This window comes from Bradyrhizobium macuxiense, from assembly GCF_007993935.1.
GTDB classification, from domain to species: domain Bacteria; phylum Pseudomonadota; class Alphaproteobacteria; order Rhizobiales; family Xanthobacteraceae; genus Bradyrhizobium; species Bradyrhizobium macuxiense_A.
In genome coordinates this window covers 65,535-83,716 of sequence record NZ_VITY01000022.1, presented here as the reverse complement: position 1 = coordinate 83,716, position 18,182 = coordinate 65,535, and the positions used below count along the sequence as shown (strand labels likewise).

Sequence of the window (18,182 nt, the reverse complement as noted above, 5' to 3'; positions counted from 1 at the left end):
TGCGGCCTTTCTAAAGAGCCGAGCGACCCATCGACAAAGAATACGAGCGATTTCGGGATTGTCACGGCAGTCAAGCGCTCAGGCCCGATGCTGGATGCCACTTGGCGTGCGCGATCCTGCCATGACGTGCGGCGCGGCCGCGCACAGGAGATCGTTGACGATGATCTCAGGCGCGATCAGGAGGGCATTGTCCCATTAGGTGAGCAGCACGGGAGGGGAATTGTGATCGCATCGCACCCCTGACTTCATGTCTTTTCAGGTTCATCGTCGCCAGTCATGAGGACAGCAAGTCGGCGGGGATGTGATGTCAGAAGTGACATAAGCGCGCAGTTCAGAGTGTTTTTCCCGCGGCGAGATTTGGAGACCCGGCGCATACGAGTGTCTCGCTGTGGAGTTAGTGACATGCATCTTTCGTCCAGATCAACTGCCAACGTTGGTAGCGAACGCAGATTGTTGCGTCTCGCTGTGACGCTGCAAAAATGAGCGCCATTTTCTCCAACACGCAAGCTCTGAGTTGGGAATGAGCGAATGTTCGTCGCGCCTCATCACCGCAGTTTGCTGTTGTAGTACCTTCACGATCGACGGTTTTGATATGAACGTCATATTGACTACGTTCATCTTTAGCCACGCGAGTCGCTTCTGCGGCACGCTCGACCGATAACAACAACATTCGTCCCGCCGCTCGCCAGAAGCGAGTTGACAAGTTTTCGACTGCGCCAAGTTGAGAGAGCTTTGTCCGCGCGACAATATGACCGTCGCTGCGGACGCGCGCCGCGCGGCTAGCGCTGGTGTTGAAAACATCGACCATCACGAGCCCAGCGCATCGATCACGTCGCTTCTGCGCGAGTTGTCGACGGCGCCGTGAATGGCGATGCAATCGCAGCGTCACAGGCCTGAGACATGCGGTGTTTAGAGTAAAAAAGACTACCGCGGAATATCGTTATGGCACGTACGTTCTCTCAGTGGCTCGGCGACTACTCTGATGCAATGGGTCTGGATGACGTTGGCAGATTCACGCGGGATCGAACGTTGGTTGCGCACGACATCATTTGCACATTCGTTCATCCCTGCGGGGACCTGCACGACATAGCCGCCGTGCTGCTCGACGCGGGCATGATTTCGACGGTCGCCAAGCATGATTTGGTTGAGCTGGCATTATCCCGAAATCTCGAGAACTTCCTGCTTGGTGCACCGCTGTTCTTCGTCAATCCGTCGAGTCAACACCTCGTCCTGGGTCAGAAGTTCGAGTTTACGCAGATCGACCCGCCGGCATTCGCGCCGTTGCTTGATGCGCTGGCACTGCAGGCCAAAGCTTGGCGGGACGGGGGGAGCGCCGCGCGATGACGGACAATTCAAATGTCGCGGATTGTCCAGCGGCGACTGAGGCGCGATGCGGGTGCGCAAGCGATCCAACCCCTCAAGACAAAGCCGCGGCAGGCCAACGCCCGGAGGAACAGGCCGGGCACTGCGCGCCAATGGACATTTCAAAGGCGGCGGACTGCACAGAGACGGGGCCGGGCGAGTGCGCAGGCGACACCCCCTCTCTACGCGTGTGGGATCGAGACAGCGCGAGCGGGCCGCCGACGCTGACCGATGACCAGCGACGAGCGCACGAAAGCGCATCTGAACAACTGTCAATCGCGAATGAAATTGTCGCTGAGGGGACGTCGGACTTTGAAGATCCACGCGCCGAACGGGAGGTTGCTTCACATGCAGAATCGCCGTTCCTGGACGGCGTATTGCTGTCAACAGATGTGGACGCCGGGACGGAGCATCAAGACGTTCCCCCTGTTGGCCGCGCCCGATGGTGGGCTTGGACGGCCGCGCTATTGAGTGCGAACGGAGCATTGGGGGCGTTCGAGACCCTTGTTGGTCGCCTCGGCGGGGCGACGGTGCGCGCACTTTCCGGTCACCCGAATTCTGCACGGGACCTCGATACTGCGATGGCGGCACATGCCGCAGTCAACCTGGCGTTGGGATTGGTCGCGGCTGCAAGAGCGGGCTTGCACGTCTGGCGGGGGAGAGGCGATCCGGAAGCCTATGGGGCGGGGTTTCGCGGTCGGCGCAATCGCCGGCCCTTGCGATGGCGGGAACCCCTACCGTGCCCGCAAGTCAGATCTCGCGTCTCTTGTTCAGCGTGATAGCGGCGGTGCTTGTATTTGTCCTCGTGGCACACACCGGCATGTTCGCTGTTCGGCACCTTCGAAGCTCATCGAACGACAAGGTCGGTGCCTACCAAGCCCTGGTCCTCTCCAACGCGAACATCGCTTTCTGCTATGCTCGTGAGGTCGCAAACTTCGTCGCTTACGCCTTCCGGCTTGTTTCGCACGATGCCCTGCTGAGGCCACGAGGTTTTTTCTACAGTACCGCCGAATACGGCGTCAACTGGGCAGTACAACACGGGGTACGGGAGCGTACCGGCATCGACCACGCCAGAGGCTTCGATCTCCGCTGGCCGGCATTGTCCGCTGCAGCCGAGGCCGTCGACGTTGCCTTTGTCTCCGGAGCTGCTCGTCTTGCCGAGCCCGAGAGACCTGTACGAATTTGGCGTGGTCGTCTGGCCGAGGGGGCTTCCGCCGAGGCAGATTCGCCGTCAAGGCAGACTGTCATTGATGCAATCGATCGGATGACTCAACGCGCCGTTGGTCGGCAACTTGTTGGCGAACTCGCGAATGTCGTGCCCGAGGAATTGGGCGTGCCAGGGATTGGACTGCTGGCTGCCGCGGGAACGCATTTGCGCGAACTGATCTGGCAAGCCGAAAACGCCACTCGTGGCCATGGTGCTCGTCAGCTCACCAGTGATCTCGAGGCAACGCCGCGCGTCGGGGTGTCGCCGAATGCGGGCAGCAGCAGCGCGGAGGCTCCGGCGTTGCGGCAAGAAGGTGCGGAGCTTCCGTCGCCTGTGGATTTGAATACACCGCCGCCAGACATCGCTGGGCCATCATCGTCTGGCGAGGCTGGCCCGAGCTTCGTGGATCGATCCCTGGAGGATGTCGGATATCTCGTCCTGGGCTGGAAGCACGGCTGCCAACCGGCTCCGCCTTTCCTGATCGGCGCACTGAACAGAAGGGGCGAGGTGCCGAGGACGCCGTTTGAGCGCGCAAATTTGCGGATCCACGGTCAAACTTACACAGCGTACCTGGCGCCGGGGAGTGGGGTGCAGACGCTAGACAATCCGCTAGGCGGCAACATTATGCTCGTCCCGCAACCTGGGAACTTGGGCTGTAGCCTCGCAGATCAGCGGACGGCGCACATCGGTGAGTCGTCCTCCGCATCCGGGCAGGCCGATTCGGGCATCGGGGGAGGTTGCCGGCAGGACGGCGCGTCGTAGCGGACTGGCCGCTAATCCCCAATCAGCCCCTTGACGGCTCGGCTCGGGAACAGGTCGACAATGACACCTCGCAAATCAGCGGGCGTTGTCATCATTGCGCGGTATCCTCTTGCATATCACTTCGGCTTAGGTTTTCACGCCGGCAGAAAAGGTATAGTCGAACCTAAAGGGTGCAGACTGCTTTGCACCATTCGTTTGGCCGCGTGAACGGATAATCGCTCTGCCAGTTCAGCTACGGAGGCCAAATCGAATCCATCGATCGAATTTCTCATACCGCCGGACAGGCTGTTAGGTGGCTTCCGGAATTGCTGCCTTTTTACACAGCCGAGCGACCCATCGACAAAAAGCACGAGCGATCTCGGGGTTATCGCTGCGGTCGACCGCATAGGCCCGGTACTGCATGCCGCTGGAAGCACGCGATCCTGGAATCACGTGCAGCGCGCCCGCGCGCACGAGATCGCTGACAATGATTTCAGGCGCGACCAGCAGGCAATGTCCCGTTATGACGGCTGGGAGCGCAAGGTAATTGTGATCGTAGCGCGCCCCCGACTTTACGTCTTTTGCGCTCAGGTTCATCGCCCTTAGCCATGTCGGCAGGATGTCGGGTCGCGATGTGATGTTCAGAATTGGCATTGAACGAACAATTGAGAGCGTTTTTCCGGTTACGTGGTTCGGAGAGCCGACGCATACGAGGGCCTCATTGTAGATTTCCCAATCGTCGGCCGGTTCAATGACGGAAAGATCACGCGTAATCAGGATGTCGAAATTGTCGGAGGATGTCGGCGGAGACAGTGAACTGATCACGTCCACGATGACGCCACCCGTCTCAGCAGAGAAAGCCTGGAGATTCGGAATCAGAAAGGAGTAAGCGAAGGTAGAAAGCGACGTGCGAACCACAATCCGATTGGCGCCGGGTTGGGTCCGACGCCGCATTCTCTTGGCGGTGAAGCACACTGTATCAAGCGGTTCGGCAACGGTGTTCACGAAAAGCCTTCCGAATTGCGTCAATTCGCTCCGCCGACCCCGCCGTTCCACGAGATCCATACCGAAGTAGTCCTGTAACACGGCCAGGTACCGACTGACCGAGCTCTGCGTTGTTCCCAATGCGGTAGCCGCACGCGTTACGCTTCCTTCTCGCGCGATGGTCACAAACGCCCGGATTGCATTGAGGGGCACTTCATCGTGTTCGGCGGCCATCTTACGCTCCGGTAGTCTCTGGAATGTCCGCCAGCTGGCACCGCAGGCTAGTTCCAAAAATGAATGCTCCATCACATTATTCGATGCGCGCAGCTGGATTGCTGCTTATCATGGTATCTCGCGCGCAAAACCGGCTTTCTCGGTACGATCTGTACGGTTAGGCTCGCGACATCAATTGCCATCGGCCGCAGAGGCACTCTTCAAGCACCTGCGCATGTAGTCGCTGCGATCAATGTTCTCGCAGTCGACAGCGTACGACGTTCGAGGAGACGAGCCGCCTGTTCAAATCTTGCCAACGGCGTCAGGATAGCACTTGAGCGGAGATCGGGCGCTGAGGAGCGTTTCAAGATCAGCTGGTTACGGCGGTTGCTAGAGGCAGCGTTCAGCGCAGGAAGCGAGCTTCAGCCGCCTTGACCTCATACATATTCTGAAGCCTGAAGATCTGCTCCACCGGCAGAATGTCCTTGTGGACATTCTGGACCCCGCCATCGGCAATGATTCGGCGGAAGGTCTCCTGCATGGCGGTTGCAGCAGCGCGGATGCCGTAATTGCCGTAGATCATCATGCGGACATTGCGCAGCGTCTTGACCCGCTTGGCGTCGAGATCCGGGTAGGCGTTCGGCACGATCGCCAGCGGCACCGATCCGGTCCAGGCGCGCGAAAAGCTTTCGATCTCGGAAGGATCCTTCTGTTTCGAGTGGATCAGGATCATGTCGGCGCCAGCTTCCACATAGGCTCGCGCCCTATGCAGGGCTTCCGCTTCGCCGTGGCCAGCGATCAAGGCTTCAGTGCGGGCGATAACGAGAAAATCCGGGTTTCGCCTTGTCGTGATGGCAGCCTCGATCTTGCCCTGGAATTCCTCAATGCGCACTAGTTCCTGGCGCCCATCGGCAACAAGGCTCGTCACCTTTGGAAAGGTCTTGTCCTCGATGACCACAGCGCTGGTGCCGGCCCGCTCGTATTCACCGACGGCATGGATGACATTGATAGCGTTGCCATAGCCCGTATCGATGTCGGCGACGATTGGCAGCGTCGTGCGTCCGGCGATTGCCCGCAGCATATCCAGATGCTGTGTCATCGAAATCAGGCTCATGTCCGGCAGGCCGTAAAGCGCTGACAGCTCGAATCCGGATGCCCATAGGCCATCAAATCCGGCTTCTTCTGCGAGGATTGCTGAAAGTGGGCTATGGGCGGCCATAATGTGGACAAGGCCGGTTTCGGCCATGCGGGCGCGGAGGCGTTTGGCGGGGGACATTGGCGGAGCTTTCAGGACAGGGCAGCGCAGGCGGCGATGATGCGGTCGCAGGCGCGAGTGAGGTGCTCGAGCGACGAGGCATAGGAAATGCGGATATAGGGCGAGGCCATGAAGCCGCTGCCGGGTACGACGGCCACGGCAAAAGCATCGAGCAAATACATCGCGAAATCGGTGTCGGTTTCGATGACCTTGCCGTCCGACGTGCGCTTGCCGATAACGCCCGCGCAGGAGGGAAAAACATAGAAGGCGCCGTCGGGCACGCGGCAAGAGAGCCCCTTGGCCTGGTTCAGCTTGGCGACAACGAGGTCGCGGCGCTCCAAAAAGGCGCGCGCGAATTCCTCGACATGGTTCCGTCCGCCAGACAGTGCCTCAATGGCTGCATATTGCGAAATCGAACTGGTATGCGAGGAGGTCTGGCCCTGGATGAGGTTCATGGCCTTGATGAGCGCGAGAGGCCCCGCCCCATAACCCACGCGCCATCCAGTCATTGCGTCTGCTTTGGACACGCCATTGACCATCAGCGTACGCTCGTAGAGATCCGGCGCGACTGCGGCCATCGTAGCGAAGCCGACGTTATATGTGAGCTTCTCATAAATGTCGTCGGAGAGCACATGCACATGGGTATGGCGGCGCAACACCGCAGCCAGAGCAAGCAAGTCGCTTCGGCTGTAGACCGAACCGGTCGGATTGGACGGCGAGTTCAGCATCAACCACTTGGTGCGCGGCGTGATCGCAACCTCCAACGCCTCGGGGCGCAGCTTGAACCCGTGGAATTCATCGCAGGCGACGAGAACTGGCTTGCCGCCAGCGAGCGCCACCATATCGGGGTAGGAGACCCAGCATGGCGTCGGGATCACGACCTCGTCACCCGGATTGAGGCTGGCGAAGAGAGCGTTGAACACGACCTGCTTGGCGCCGCAGCCGACCGTGATCTGGTCGATACCGTATTCGAGCCCGTGATCGCGACTGAGGCTCTGGCGGATCGCCTCGCGAAGCGGCCTGATTCCGGCGACCGCCGTGTATTTCGTTCGCCCGTGGAGGATTGCCCGGATCCCGGCTTCACGGATCGGGGATGGCGTGTCGAAATCCGGCTCGCCCTGGCTGAGCGTGATCACATCGGTGCCCTGATCGCGCAGTTCGGCGGCACGAGCTGTCATGGCCTTGGTTTCAGAGGGGCGGACTACGTTGAGCCGTACAGCAACGAGAGACAAAATTGTTACCTGCGAAACTTCGAAGAAAAGTTCGAAGGCTTCTACTCGGTCTCAAGCAGGCGAACCAATTAGATAATCGCGTTTTTGAATGACATGATCGAAACTTGCGAACTATACGTCGGCATCGCCGGACAGGCCATCTTGCAAATGTGCCATCCAGCATCAGGACGGCCCGGCACGGGTAAGGATTCCGCTGCGATCGATCGCATAGGCGCGGTACCGCATGCGGCTTGGACGCGCGTGTCCGTCGAGCGGCGAAGGTACTTCGGGGCGCGGGTTTGAAGACGAACATTCTCACAATGGACCAGCGCGCAATTGCCCTGGAACAGCGCAAGCCAGTCTTAGCGCGCAGCGACCAGCATATCGTCGCCCTTCATTTCAAGGCGCGCAGACATCGGAGCCCTTCTCGCCGGGTAGGGTCAGAAGCGGGATAAGGTGGAGCGCCCCAATTTTGCGACGCGTACCTAACGCAAACCGGCCGTTCGTCATAGATGCCCATGGAGCCGAAGTCCAATATCACACACTCGCTAGTGGTTGGCGTGTCCAAGCTGTCCTGGGGTACGGACGATGCGCTTCTTCAGGCGCGCATCGGTGGTGGGCCCTGACCAGGCTGCCTCGAGGTTTGAGGCCAGAACGCTGAGCAGCGCTGGATCGATCGCTATTGGTGCGGTCGCCGCGTCATGCGCGGCAATCTTGCATCTCCACCCCCCGCAATGCGGGCAAGCGAGTGATTCAGCGGGCCTCAAGCTCCGCGGCAACCGGGCGGTTTGCCGGATCAGCCGCGTCAGATTGCCGGAAGGCGCGATCGGCGGCTTAACGGGTCGCTTCGAGATCACGCCCGAGCGCTTCGCGAACTTGATCCCTTTGATAAGTGGCTTGGGCTGCCGCGGCCGTGGCCGCTGCGACGACGCCGGGTCCGACGACGCCAGTGCCTCTTCGATTGCATCATCGACGCGCAAGTCTCCGAACGCGATGCGGCGCGCCGTTGTCCATCCAGGCGCGCGGGGGATGTGATGCTTCATGCCGCTGTAGCGCAGCGTCAGCTTGCGGCCACAGCACCGGTAGCGGATGGGTCCAGCGAGCAGCGCGTCGCCATGCTTGGGCGCGCCATGATGCCGGCTCTTGGGCAAGTTACTGGAGATCATTGTACCGATCGCTTCGAAACTCTCCCAATTCACATAGCCTTCGTGGGCGTCCGGCTTGAGGGCGAGCCATTCCGCGCGCCTTCCGGCGGATATTCACGCCTGCGCCATAGATGCCGCAACCCGTTGCAACCGATCGCTACGGCTGCTCTACCATAGGCATAGGCTCCGCCGTCGACCGGGTTCTCGACCGTCCTGTGGAGGGTCGCGTAGCTGGGCCAGGTTGTCGCGCCGTTCGGCTGCTTCACCGGTAGGTCGAGGCCGTGTTCATAGAACCACAGCAGTGCCTGCCGGTCTCGAGTTCCTCGATTTTGTCGAAAACGAGCGCAATGGCGTCCTGCACACGCCGGTTCGGATCATTCTCGTAACGACCACCGACCTTCACAGAGCCGACCGGCGTGGCCACAACCAGTTCCCCGCGGCGGGCCATCTCCTAACGTGCCGAGGGCGAGCATTGTCGCAAAGGTCTAGCTCATACTCGTTGAGCCTCCCCTTCAACCCCAGAAGCAGTTGGTCGTTGCCGTGCCGCAGAGCATAGATCGCTTCCTGGTCGACCAGCACCGTGTCGACGACGCAAGGCGAAAGCTTTAGTTCTGGGTGGTCCAAACTCCGGTCTCGGTGCATACGACGATGGTCTCTACCAATTCTTGGAGCAGATTGCGAGGCTCGGGTCAGGTAGAAACTTGTTGAGGCTGACATCCATGTGGAATGGGCCTCGTCTACGAGGCTGGCAGGAAGGGGCCTATGCCAAGAGATAACCACTTCGCCAAGGTAAGGACGTTGTCAGTCTTGCTGGATTGGACTTTGCTGGCTCAGATCGCCACCGTAGCGGAGTATGTTCCGCGCGGCCATTCTTTGAGCAGCGATACATAGCAGGGGCCATAGCATGAGAGTCCCGGCCAAACTGCCGACCAATCGACGCTTCGGCCTTGCATTCTGCGCCGCATTTCTTGCGTTGGGCGCATACGCTGCCATCAAGGGGCACGTGGCTGCCGCTTACGCGTCGTTCTTTGCGATCAGTGTCGCATTCGGCGGCATAGCATTGACCGTTCCGCGAATTCTCGCTCCGCTCAACCTACTCTGGTTCTACCTCGGCGAGTTGCTAGGACGAATAGTCAGCCCGCTGGTTCTGGGCATCATTTATTTCGGCCTTCTAGTACCAATCTCCTTCGTCGCTCGCTTGCTCGGGCGCGATGAGCTTCATTTGAAGCGACGACCGGTTGCAAGTTACTGGATCAGTCGTAACCCGCCGGGCCCGACAGGTCAGTCCTTCACACACCAGTTCTGAGGCGCATATGTATCTCTTCGTCAAGGAACTCTGGGCTTTCTTGCGAATTCGCAAAAAGATGTGGCTCGCACCCCCAATTGTGCTCATGGTTGTCATAGCTGCGCTGCTAATTTTAGCACAAGGGTCTGTCACTGCGCCGTTCGTTTACGCGCTGTTTTGACCCATGAATATCATGGGTATCTCAGCTTATTACCATGACTCTGCCGCCTGTCTCGTCTCAGACGGCGAACTGGTAGCTGCCGCGCAAGAAGAGCGCTTTACGCGAAAAAAGCACGATCCAAGCTTTCCTGCCAATGCGGCTCGTTACTGTTTCCGCGCCGGAGGGCTATGTCCAGCCGACGTCGACTATGTAGTCTTCTACGACAAACCCTTTAGCAAATTCGAGCGGATATTTGAAACCTATCTAGCTTTCGCGCCAAAGGGATTTAAGAGCTTCGCAACGTCGATGCCGGTTTGGCTAAAGGCCAAGTTGTTTCAAAGAGCGCTGATTACGGAGGCACTGAGCGAACATCTTGGGAGTGATATTGATTGGTCGAGGCGACTCCGCTTTTCAGAGCACCATCTCAGTCACGCCGCGTCGGCGTTCTTCCCATCGCCATTTCACGACGCCGCAGTGTTGACGATGGATGGCGTCGGAGAGTGGACGACAACCTCTCTTGCGATTGGTAAGGGAAAGGAGCTATCGGTCTACAAGGAGATCTATTTTCCACATTCTCTTGGCCTGTTGTACTCAGCGTTCACCTACTACAGCGGTTTCAAGGTGAACTCCGGTGAGTACAAGCTAATGGGATTGGCGCCCTACGGCGAGCCTAAGTATGTGCGTCTGATAAAGGAGCGCCTGATCGACATCAAGGAGGACGGGTCATTCCACCTGGATATGAGCTTCTTTGATTACTGTACCGGACTAACGATGACCAATGGTCGGTTCGAGACGCTATTTGGTGGTCCGGCCAGACGCCCGGAAAGTAGGCTGACGCAGAGGGAGATGGATCTGGCGGCCTCCATTCAGGCCGTCACCGAGGAGGTCGTCCTAAAGCTTGCAAAAGAAATCCGGACCATGACCGGGCAGAGAAAGCTTTGCCTCGCAGGAGGAGTAGCGCTTAACTGTGTTGCAAACGGAAAGCTCCTGCGGGAAGAGCTCTTCGATAACATCTGGATTCAACCGGCTGCCGGCGATGCCGGCGGCGCAGTGGGCGCGGCACTCGCTGCTTACCATCTCATGCTTGGAAAGCCCAGGAGCATCCATTCGGGCGACGGCATGAACGGCGCTTATCTCGGGCCGGAGTTCAGCCAGTGCGAAATCGAGGAGGGTCTAGGAAAGGCCGGCGCGGTATTCATAACCGAATCCGATGAAGCGCTGATTAACAATGTCGCACATGCTCTCGTCGACGGTAAGGCGGTTGGGTGGATGCAGGGTCGGATGGAGTTCGGCCCGCGAGCGCTCGGCGGACGCTCCATCCTTGCTGACCCCCGCTCACCGACTGTCCAGAAGCAGCTAAATCTCAAGGTGAAGTATCGGGAGTCTTTCCGTCCATTTGCGCCGAGTATTCTGCGAGAGGACGTGTCGCAATGGTTTCAGCTCAATTCCGACAGCCCATATATGCTCCTTGTGGCTGACGTGATGAGCACGAAGCAGTTGCCGATGTCCGAAAAGCAAAAGCAGCTCTTCGGCATTGATAAATTGAACGTCGTGCGCTCGGAAATTCCAGCCGTCACACACGTGGACTACTCTGCACGGGTACAGACTGTGCATAACACGACCAATCCGCGGTTTCATAGGTTGATATCGAAGTTCAAGGAGCTAACCGGGTGCCCCGTTCTGGTGAATACGTCGTTCAACGTACGAGGCGAACCGATCGCTTGCACTCCAGAGGATGCGTTCCGCTGCTTCATGGGGACCGAGATTGAACTGCTGGCCGTCGGCAATTCGCTCTTACGGAAGGAAGACCAGAGTAGAGCGTTAATGAAGGACTATCGCAGTTGCTATGAGCTCGATTAAAATGTGAGGCGCTCAAACTGTGCGCCTCGCAGCATCGCGATTTCTATCTCTCTCGCACGCAGGGGATGCATTTCGAGGAAGTCATTAATAGCCAAAAACGCAATCTTCGGAATACACCTATGGAAGAAAATGATGCGCAGCTGAGAAGAACCACAGCGAGGAAAAGGGTTATTCGCTTAGCCGCGCTGTTAAAGGGAATATGGGGAAGCCTTGGTGTTGTTCTTCTTTCAATGGCGGTTCTGGAAGTGTCGCTGACTTCCTACTATGAGAGAGCTGACAAAAAAGAAATTCAAATTGCCGCCAAGGCTGCAGCCAATTCTGGCCTATATGCAAATGCCGACTTAGCGGAAGGGTACTTCAAAGAAATCTATGAGTTTGTGCACCGGCCGCTACAGTGGGCTTCATATACGCAATCACGCCAGCCAGACTATACGGGTAAATTTATTAATGTAAACGAAGGCACCAGAAGAACGTGGAATTCCGAAGCAATCAACGATGATAAAAGTGCTAGGCTAAAAATATTCTTTTTTGGCGGGTCCACTTTGTGGGGCGTGGGGTCTAGGGACGACCTCACCATTCCCTCTCTTGTCGCCAAAAAGTTAGCCGAAAATGGAATCAGCGCTAAAGTCACAAATTATGCGGTCAATGCGGATGTAACCACTCAAAGCCTGATACGCTTCGTTCTCGAATTAAGAAAGCGGAATGTTCCCGATTTGGTGGTCTTTTACGGTGGACTGATGGACGCTGCCTCCTCATGTTCTGAAGGAAAACCGGGCGTTCCGCACCATAGCTCAAGCCTCGAAAGAATATTCTCTAAGAACGAGGCAAAAGCGCGTATAAGTATAAAGCTAGAGAACTGGGCGCTGACAAGACTGCTCGCTGGCAAGAAACAGTTCGTAGAAGGGTGCTTGGAAGAGTTGGACGTGCTGTCCAACGGAGCTGTAGATGTCTATTTGGGCAATGTTCGGCTTATAGAGGCTATTTCAAGGAGCAGCTTATCCTTTGAGGCGTTATTCTACCTTGAGCCCCTGTTGTCCGATAAAGCACACAGGACAGAATATGAAGAGGATCGGCTTTTAAAATCAGAGAAACGGTCTGCAGGAGTCCGCGATCTCTACTCTCTGATGAGAAGCAAGTTGTTCAAGAGAGAATATGAAGGTTTGGGGCAAAACGTGATCCATGACTTGCGTACCATCTTTTCCGATGTTGCCAGCCCAATTTACATGGACAGCTGGCATTATGGCGAGGACGGGAACGAGCGGATAGCTCGGAAAATTACGGCCGACATATTGGCGCTGTATGCTCCCGCGAAGTAAGCAACACCGATCGCGGCAGGGAGGCCGGTTTACCCGCGTCCCCCGCATAGATCCGTAGGTGGGGAACTACCGCATACGGCTCCTACCCAGAGTCATGGCGTAAAGCGCCGGTTGGGATAGGGATGCAGGGTTCGGACTTTGGTGATGTAGAGCGCGATCATCTGCTGGAATCGCTCCCAAGTCACGCGCGAGCGCTGGCCGCGTCGCCTATGGCGCGCAACCAAGCCCGACAGACCTCGGCGCGAAACATTCCGAGCCGCTTCAAGTTGAGGGATACGGCGTGATTGTTCAGGTAGCCGTGCACAACGTGTTTCAGCCATGCGTCGACCTCTTGATCGGCGCGTGCCGGAGGTTTGTCCGGATATCTTTCGGAGTCGCTGCCATCAGTTTATCCGTTTATCCACGATATGCTTTGGCCAAGCGAATTGGAGCCATTACGGTGGTAAGGTTCTGTGTGTTCTACAAACTGGGACAATCGTCACGGGCATCTCCGTCAGCGATTTTTTCCTCCATCTTCAAGGGCGTTTTGGATTTGCGACATCGTGAGGCAGTCCTATGATCTTGAGCCGACGATGCGTTCTACGGACTGCATTCGCTGGCACTCTAATGACTACCGGCATCCTTGCCTCCCGTGTTCTTGAATCGGTCTTTGAGGGCACGGGTTCGCGGAGAATTCCAATTCTTATGAGCCACGGCATCGATAGCGTGCCACGCTCAACGGAAAATGGATATCGATCACTTTCTGCGGTCGAGTTCGACGCGCTCTACAGGATTGCGCGAGAGCTCGACTATGAGACGATAGGCTACGATGAGCTCGAAAAATGGCTCGAGGGGACAGGCAGCTTGCCTCGGCGACCATTGATGATCGACTTTGACCATCCGACGATCACGATGCGATATGATGTCAACGACATCATGCAACGATATGGCTTTCGACCGACGCTGTTTATCAATACAGCCGGAATCGAGGCTCAGGCCAAGGAGCCACTCCCGAAAAGTGAGGAGCGCCAATTCATGACCTGGGACGAAGTTGGGGATCTGCTTAAGGCAGGGTGGCGCATCGGGGCTCATACGGTGAATCATCCAAATTTATCGGATCTGAGCATACAAGATCCGACCGGAGCCAGGATTGTCGAGGAGTTGGATCAGAGTAACGAAATCATCGAAAGCAGACTCGGATTAAAGCCGCGGGACTTCGCGTACACAGGGACAAGCTTCAGTACCCAAGCAGAGCGGGAGATACGGAAACGGTATCGCTTTGGTCGGCTGTGGATAGTCAACAGTCAATATAATATGGACGGCAAACGAGCACGCATGGCCGACGTGATGGGCATTGCAGGCGCTGATGAAGCTGACGGAGGTCCTCCAAGGGCGGCTCGGTATATCACGCGTAACTCTAATCGTTACCGTCTACCCTCAATGGACACCAACCATCTTATTCACGACCAAGGTCCATTTCGGCGCTATCTCGAGGAAGCAAACATATAAGAGCTGCGAGAAAGTGTTTGTCGATAGCAAGGTCTTTGTCACGGTAGGCCTTTGTCTGAAACAGGTAAAAATTGGAGTGTGTCGCCAGCAGCAGACGGACAAATCCGGTTCGCGAACTCAGAAGTCGAAATAGATAAACTTGGCTGAACTGCCGTGGCTCACCGCGATTGCGAGGGCCGAGACCGTCAGCAAGATTGCCCAGACGACAGGTTTTTGGGCTCTTCTGACAGCCAGGCGAACTCTTGCGTGGTCATCAAATCGATGTGCCGTAAGAAATGCCAGGAGAAGTACGAGCGGATAAGCGTGCTCAGAAACAAATGCCCAGAAGCCTGTCGATGAACTGGTGAACGGTCCAGCGATGACTTCATGTGCCGATGTGAGAGTCGGAGCTCGAAAATAGATCCAGGCGATCGTGACGAGGTGAAAGGTGATGAGGATCCTCAGGCAGGCAGGTAACTTGGTATTCGGCCAAGCGCGATTGAACAAATGATTGAGAGTGATGCCTACGCCATGCAAGCCGCCCCAGATAACGAAAGTCCAGTTGGCGCCGTGCCAGAGCCCGCCGATGAGCATGGTGATCATTAGATTGGCGAACTGCCGGGAGGCGCCCTGTCGGTTACCCCCGAGAGCTATGTAAAGGTAGTCGCGCAGCCAGTGCGACAAAGTGATGTGCCACCGCCGCCAAAACTCGATGATCGAGTTCGACGTGTAGGGAGAGCTGAAATTTCGAGGTAGACGAATACGCAAAAGATAGGCGAGGCCAACGGCCATATCGGTATATCCGCTGAAATCGCAATAAATCTGCATCGAAAAACCATATATCGCGAGCAGATAGTCATACGCGCCGTGCGCGCCTCGCGCGTAAGCGAGATCGACATATGGCGCAATTGCATCCGCAAAGATCAGTTTCTTGGCAAGCCCAAGGACGAATAGAGAAGAGCCAAGAGTAAAGCTGGCATCGAGCGCTTTGCTTGCTTTCGACAGTTGAGGAAGAAGTTCGTGCGGCCGCAGGATAGGGCCGGCGATCAGGTGAGGAAAAAACAACACGTAGCCGAGAATTGCGATGAGCCGCCTCTCGATCGGGAATTGTCCACGATACACGTTGACCACATAGGCCGTGAGCGTGAACGTGATAAAGGAGATGCCAAGCGGAAGCGCAAATCGAAGCTCGTCACCGAAAAGCTGTGTCCGCGCCGCCGTGAATGCCCCAGCGACATCGCAAACCAGGAAGTGCAAGTATTTGAAGACCGCAAGCGGTGTGAACAGGGCGGCCAGAACCACGAAGAGCCGCCACTTTCTAACACTAGAAGCTTTGGCTTGCTCGATCCAGAGTACACCGCCCCATCCAATGGTACTTAACAGATAAGGAAGCCAAGCGTACTCGGGTTTCCACCAAGCGTAAAATGCGGTGCTTCCAAAAATCAAAAGATGAAGTCGATACTGCGGTGGCGTCAGAAGATGAACGCTGAGATATAGAGCGAAGAAGAGGAGAAAGATCGGATCGGAAAAAAGCATTTCGTTCGCGTTTCCCGACTATTGATCGAGAACGGGAAGAATCGCGTCCGCCATCAGCTTGTGACCTAACGCGTTGGGGTGCGGGTCTCCCGGCATAGCCCAGACTTGATCTGGAGAAAGCTTTCCAAGCGCAGGCAATAAATCGACGAATCTGTATCCATTCGCTTGCCCAATTGACCGCATTTTATCGTGAATGAATCCAAACGGATAGTCTTTCAGATTGTGGACGTCCGGCGTCATGGCTAGGTACAGGTGAATCTTCTTTTTGCCAGCATAGTCGGCGAGTTGACGAAGCTGCCGCTGCATTTCGATAAAGCCCGGCTGATCATCGCGATAGACATCTTGATAGTGTTCAACGAGAGAGCGCTCTCCAGACTTGTTCAGAAGTCTGTTGACGGCGATCCAAATTGTTACTGCCAGTTCGCTATGTCTCAGGAACCAATTGCCCGCAGTTGGGTCGAGCTTCTCAGCATCGCGAAGGAAGTACTGCACGACGATATCGGTCGGCTCCAACCCCTTGAGCTCGTAAAAAAAGCGGTGTACGTATCGTTCACCGTTGTAGTTGCCGACGCCGCCGTTGAGCACGTCGACACTCTGGCCCTTCTCGCGCAGCGCCGCCTCGACGCGGGAGGTAGTCGTTTTGCTTTCGGGCACTCCCCAGCCGAGCGTGATCGAGCCGCCCAGAAACAAGATGCGACGGTTGACCTGATTGCGGGGCAAAACTGGGCCCCCGCGCAACTTCCATTCGTTCGTCCGGATCTCAACGGACTGGAGAATCGCTGAGGCGTTCTTGATGTGATCGTGACCAAGCTCAGGTCGCGGGCTTGGAGCCTTTAGCTCCCGTGCGTATCGCCACATCTCGATGTCGTAGTTCTTCATTGAGCTGTTCTTGAGGCGCAAAATCCCCTCCGCCGCGAGCGCTGATCCCGCCAACCAAAACACCAGCAGGAGTGCCGAAAGCAGAAAACGTTTACGCATTCAGTCGGGACCGTTTAACGAATAGCAGGCCGCCTCGGAGGCGGGATATCTGTGGCGTCATCAAGAAGTTCGCACAATGGGGGCGACGCCATGCCCCTTCATGCCCCTTTGCCGCTGTCCTGACGGCGTTCATGCCGTCGATCGAAAGATAAGCGAGGCGGCGTGCTTGGGCCATACGGGCCGAGTTCCCAGCCGGTGGAGCAAGGCCGGTTGAACATGATGAATTCGCTGGTCACAGACTCTGTCTCGCGGCTTGTTGCTGCTCGGAAGCCAGATCGTCGGTTTCCGGCCATCGAATCAATGGTCAATCGTTGCTCGCCGTGCCGAGTTAACAGGGGGCGGGGCCAACTACGACACTCGTCCCACTGGTTTGCTCGCGCGAGCCGGATGCTGAAAGGGGCACCTAACGAACAACGTCTCGCATCCTACCGGCGGGTGCTGTAGCGACAGCGAACCAGCACTAAGGCGCTAAGTTTCAGCACTGGCCGGTCATGCACCAGCGACAATGATCGCGACGATCAAGACCTCGTCAGTTAGCCTATACGGCGACCTGCTAGAGTGATGATTAAAGCAACTAACAATGAATCCAGACACTACTTAGTCTGGTGGGAGTCTTGGAAGGGGGCTGGCGCCCCGAGTCACAAGTTCGCAATCTTAGATCGGAGTAGAGTCGCGTCGGACCGCTGCCGCAAAATAAAGGGTCGGGGGAATGAGCCGCCGACGAAATTGATGGATCATGTCCCTGAGCGTGGTGTAACTGGCGGCGGGGCACCGCAATCGCCGGCAAGGGCCGGGCCGGTCAGCTGGCGATAGCCGGAAGGCTGACGGTGGGATCATCGCTCAATGGCGCGATGGTTTCCAGCGTCATGTAACGGGCACGCTGGACAGCCCATTCATCGTTTTGTTCGAGCAGGATTGCGCCGATGAGGCGAACGATGGCGTCCTCTTTGGGGAAGATGCCGACCACCTCAGTGCGCCGCTTGATCTCGCCGTTCAGTCGCTCGATCGGGTTGGTCGAGTGCAGCTTGGCGCGATGCTGGGGCGGGAACGTCATATAGGCCAGCTCGTCGGTCTCGGCGTCGTCGAGGAAGCCTGCAAGCTTGGGCAGCTTGGGGCGGAGCTGATCGGCGACCTTCCGCCATTGCGCTCGTGCGGCCTCGGCATCGTCCTGGGCGAAGGCGGTGGCGATGAAGCGGTGAGCGCAATCGACGTTGAGCCGTTCGGCAATGAGAGACAACAGTATTGCTACCTGCAAACTTCAAAGGAAAGTTTTGAAGCACTTCAACTCACTCTCGATCGAGTTAGCCAATCGGGTTATCGTGTTTTTGATAGAAAGCATCGAAGCTTGCGATACCTTAGCCGCGTCGCCTGATGACGTGCGTCCATCCAGCGCCGGAGGATATGGGCAAGACGAGGATTGCGCTTCCGATTGTTCGAGTGGGCGCAAAGCCTGCAGGGGGCA

At 57.0% G+C, this 18,182-nt stretch carries 15 protein-coding genes and 1 pseudogene; 7 read left to right on the top strand and 9 right to left on the bottom strand.

Annotation, left to right across the window (positions count from 1 at the left end; translation table 11 throughout):
* Window positions 1-394: 394 nt before the first annotated feature.
* Window positions 395-808 (bottom strand): hypothetical protein, encoded by a 414-nt coding sequence (locus tag FBZ93_RS38165; RefSeq protein WP_146992747.1) that lies wholly within the window; start codon window positions 806-808, stop codon window positions 395-397.
* 134 nt (window positions 809-942) lie between these two features.
* Here FBZ93_RS38165 and FBZ93_RS38160 point away from each other — a divergent pair, with 134 nt between their 5' ends.
* Window positions 943-1,344, top strand: coding sequence for a CesT family type III secretion system chaperone (locus FBZ93_RS38160; protein WP_146992745.1), 402 nt, complete (start codon window positions 943-945; stop codon window positions 1,342-1,344).
* A gap of 757 nt (window positions 1,345-2,101) precedes the next feature.
* Window positions 2,102-3,331 (top strand): hypothetical protein, encoded by a 1,230-nt coding sequence (locus FBZ93_RS38155; protein ID WP_146992743.1) that lies wholly within the window; start codon window positions 2,102-2,104, stop codon window positions 3,329-3,331.
* A gap of 288 nt (window positions 3,332-3,619) precedes the next feature.
* On the opposite strand, the gene FBZ93_RS38150 is transcribed toward FBZ93_RS38155, so the two are convergent.
* The 5 genes from FBZ93_RS38150 to FBZ93_RS41585 form a co-directional block, all read right to left on the bottom strand.
* Window positions 3,620-4,528 carry a LysR family transcriptional regulator gene (locus FBZ93_RS38150; RefSeq protein ID WP_146992742.1) on the bottom strand — a complete coding sequence of 303 codons (909 nt, stop codon included), beginning with the start codon at window positions 4,526-4,528 and terminating at the stop codon, window positions 3,620-3,622.
* A gap of 382 nt (window positions 4,529-4,910) precedes the next feature.
* A complete protein-coding gene (locus FBZ93_RS38145; RefSeq protein ID WP_146992739.1) occupies window positions 4,911-5,783 on the bottom strand; it encodes an isocitrate lyase/phosphoenolpyruvate mutase family protein in 873 nt (290 codons plus the stop codon).
* 11 nt (window positions 5,784-5,794) lie between these two features.
* Window positions 5,795-6,994: a pyridoxal phosphate-dependent aminotransferase gene (locus tag FBZ93_RS38140; protein WP_167529425.1), complete on the bottom strand. Its 1,200-nt coding sequence runs from the start codon at window positions 6,992-6,994 to the stop codon at window positions 5,795-5,797.
* Window positions 6,995-7,521: 527 nt separating this feature from the next.
* Window positions 7,522-8,139, bottom strand: coding sequence for a hypothetical protein (locus tag FBZ93_RS41590; RefSeq protein WP_167529424.1), 618 nt, complete (start codon window positions 8,137-8,139; stop codon window positions 7,522-7,524).
* 241 nt (window positions 8,140-8,380) lie between these two features.
* Entirely contained in the window at window positions 8,381-8,542 is a 162-nt protein-coding gene (locus tag FBZ93_RS41585) for a hypothetical protein (protein WP_167529423.1), read from the bottom strand.
* Window positions 8,543-9,022: 480 nt separating this feature from the next.
* On the opposite strand from FBZ93_RS41585, the gene FBZ93_RS38130 reads away from it, so the two are divergent.
* The 5 genes from FBZ93_RS38130 (at window position 9,023) to FBZ93_RS38115 (ending at window position 14,227) form a co-directional block, all read left to right on the top strand.
* The gene (locus FBZ93_RS38130; RefSeq protein WP_146992735.1) at window positions 9,023-9,424 is read left to right on the top strand and encodes an SxtJ family membrane protein; all 402 of its coding nucleotides are present in this window, start codon (window positions 9,023-9,025) and stop codon (window positions 9,422-9,424) included.
* Between the two features lie 7 nt (window positions 9,425-9,431).
* Window positions 9,432-9,584 carry a DUF5989 family protein gene (locus FBZ93_RS41580; RefSeq protein WP_283810886.1) on the top strand — a complete coding sequence of 51 codons (153 nt, stop codon included), beginning with the start codon at window positions 9,432-9,434 and terminating at the stop codon, window positions 9,582-9,584.
* A gap of 3 nt (window positions 9,585-9,587) precedes the next feature.
* Complete coding sequence (locus FBZ93_RS38125) at window positions 9,588-11,423, top strand: carbamoyltransferase family protein (RefSeq protein ID WP_146992733.1); 1,836 nt, start codon at window positions 9,588-9,590, stop codon at window positions 11,421-11,423.
* A 119-nt stretch (window positions 11,424-11,542) separates the two neighbouring features.
* Complete coding sequence (locus FBZ93_RS38120; RefSeq protein ID WP_146992731.1) at window positions 11,543-12,739, top strand: SGNH/GDSL hydrolase family protein; 1,197 nt, start codon at window positions 11,543-11,545, stop codon at window positions 12,737-12,739.
* 606 nt (window positions 12,740-13,345) lie between these two features.
* Window positions 13,346-14,227: a polysaccharide deacetylase family protein gene (locus FBZ93_RS38115; protein WP_167529422.1), complete on the top strand. Its 882-nt coding sequence runs from the start codon at window positions 13,346-13,348 to the stop codon at window positions 14,225-14,227.
* Window positions 14,228-14,344: 117 nt separating this feature from the next.
* On the opposite strand, the gene FBZ93_RS38110 is transcribed toward FBZ93_RS38115, so the two are convergent.
* From FBZ93_RS38110 to FBZ93_RS38100, 3 genes and pseudogenes are all read right to left on the bottom strand, one after another.
* On the bottom strand, window positions 14,345-15,742 hold the full coding sequence (locus tag FBZ93_RS38110; protein ID WP_146992727.1) for an MBOAT family O-acyltransferase: 1,398 nt from the start codon (window positions 15,740-15,742) through the stop codon (window positions 14,345-14,347).
* Window positions 15,743-15,760: 18 nt separating this feature from the next.
* Window positions 15,761-16,720: an SGNH/GDSL hydrolase family protein gene (locus FBZ93_RS38105; RefSeq protein ID WP_146992725.1), complete on the bottom strand. Its 960-nt coding sequence runs from the start codon at window positions 16,718-16,720 to the stop codon at window positions 15,761-15,763.
* Window positions 16,721-17,519: 799 nt separating this feature from the next.
* A pseudogene (locus tag FBZ93_RS38100) lies at window positions 17,520-17,912 on the bottom strand (transposase); the annotation flags it as partial.
* Window positions 17,913-18,182 lie beyond the last annotated feature (270 nt).

Bases quoted from the DNA above. Each gene is read 5' to 3' on its own strand.
- FBZ93_RS38125 (WP_146992733.1), top strand. From the start codon at position 9,588: ATGAATATCATGGGTATCTCAGCTTATTACCATGACTCTGCCGCCTGT.
- FBZ93_RS38150 (WP_146992742.1), bottom strand. From the start codon at position 4,528: ATGGCCGCCGAACACGATGAAGTGCCCCTCAATGCAATCCGGGCGTTT.
- FBZ93_RS38160 (WP_146992745.1), top strand. From the start codon at position 943: ATGGCACGTACGTTCTCTCAGTGGCTCGGCGACTACTCTGATGCAATG.
- FBZ93_RS41580 (WP_283810886.1), top strand. From the start codon at position 9,432: ATGTATCTCTTCGTCAAGGAACTCTGGGCTTTCTTGCGAATTCGCAAA.
- FBZ93_RS38165 (WP_146992747.1), bottom strand. From the start codon at position 808: ATGGTCGATGTTTTCAACACCAGCGCTAGCCGCGCGGCGCGCGTCCGC.
- FBZ93_RS38130 (WP_146992735.1), top strand. From the start codon at position 9,023: ATGAGAGTCCCGGCCAAACTGCCGACCAATCGACGCTTCGGCCTTGCA.
- FBZ93_RS38115 (WP_167529422.1), top strand. From the start codon at position 13,346: ATGACTACCGGCATCCTTGCCTCCCGTGTTCTTGAATCGGTCTTTGAG.
- FBZ93_RS38105 (WP_146992725.1), bottom strand. From the start codon at position 16,720: ATGCGTAAACGTTTTCTGCTTTCGGCACTCCTGCTGGTGTTTTGGTTG.
- FBZ93_RS41590 (WP_167529424.1), bottom strand. From the start codon at position 8,139: ATGATCTCCAGTAACTTGCCCAAGAGCCGGCATCATGGCGCGCCCAAG.
- FBZ93_RS38145 (WP_146992739.1), bottom strand. From the start codon at position 5,783: ATGTCCCCCGCCAAACGCCTCCGCGCCCGCATGGCCGAAACCGGCCTT.
- FBZ93_RS38110 (WP_146992727.1), bottom strand. From the start codon at position 15,742: ATGCTTTTTTCCGATCCGATCTTTCTCCTCTTCTTCGCTCTATATCTC.
- FBZ93_RS38120 (WP_146992731.1), top strand. From the start codon at position 11,543: ATGGAAGAAAATGATGCGCAGCTGAGAAGAACCACAGCGAGGAAAAGG.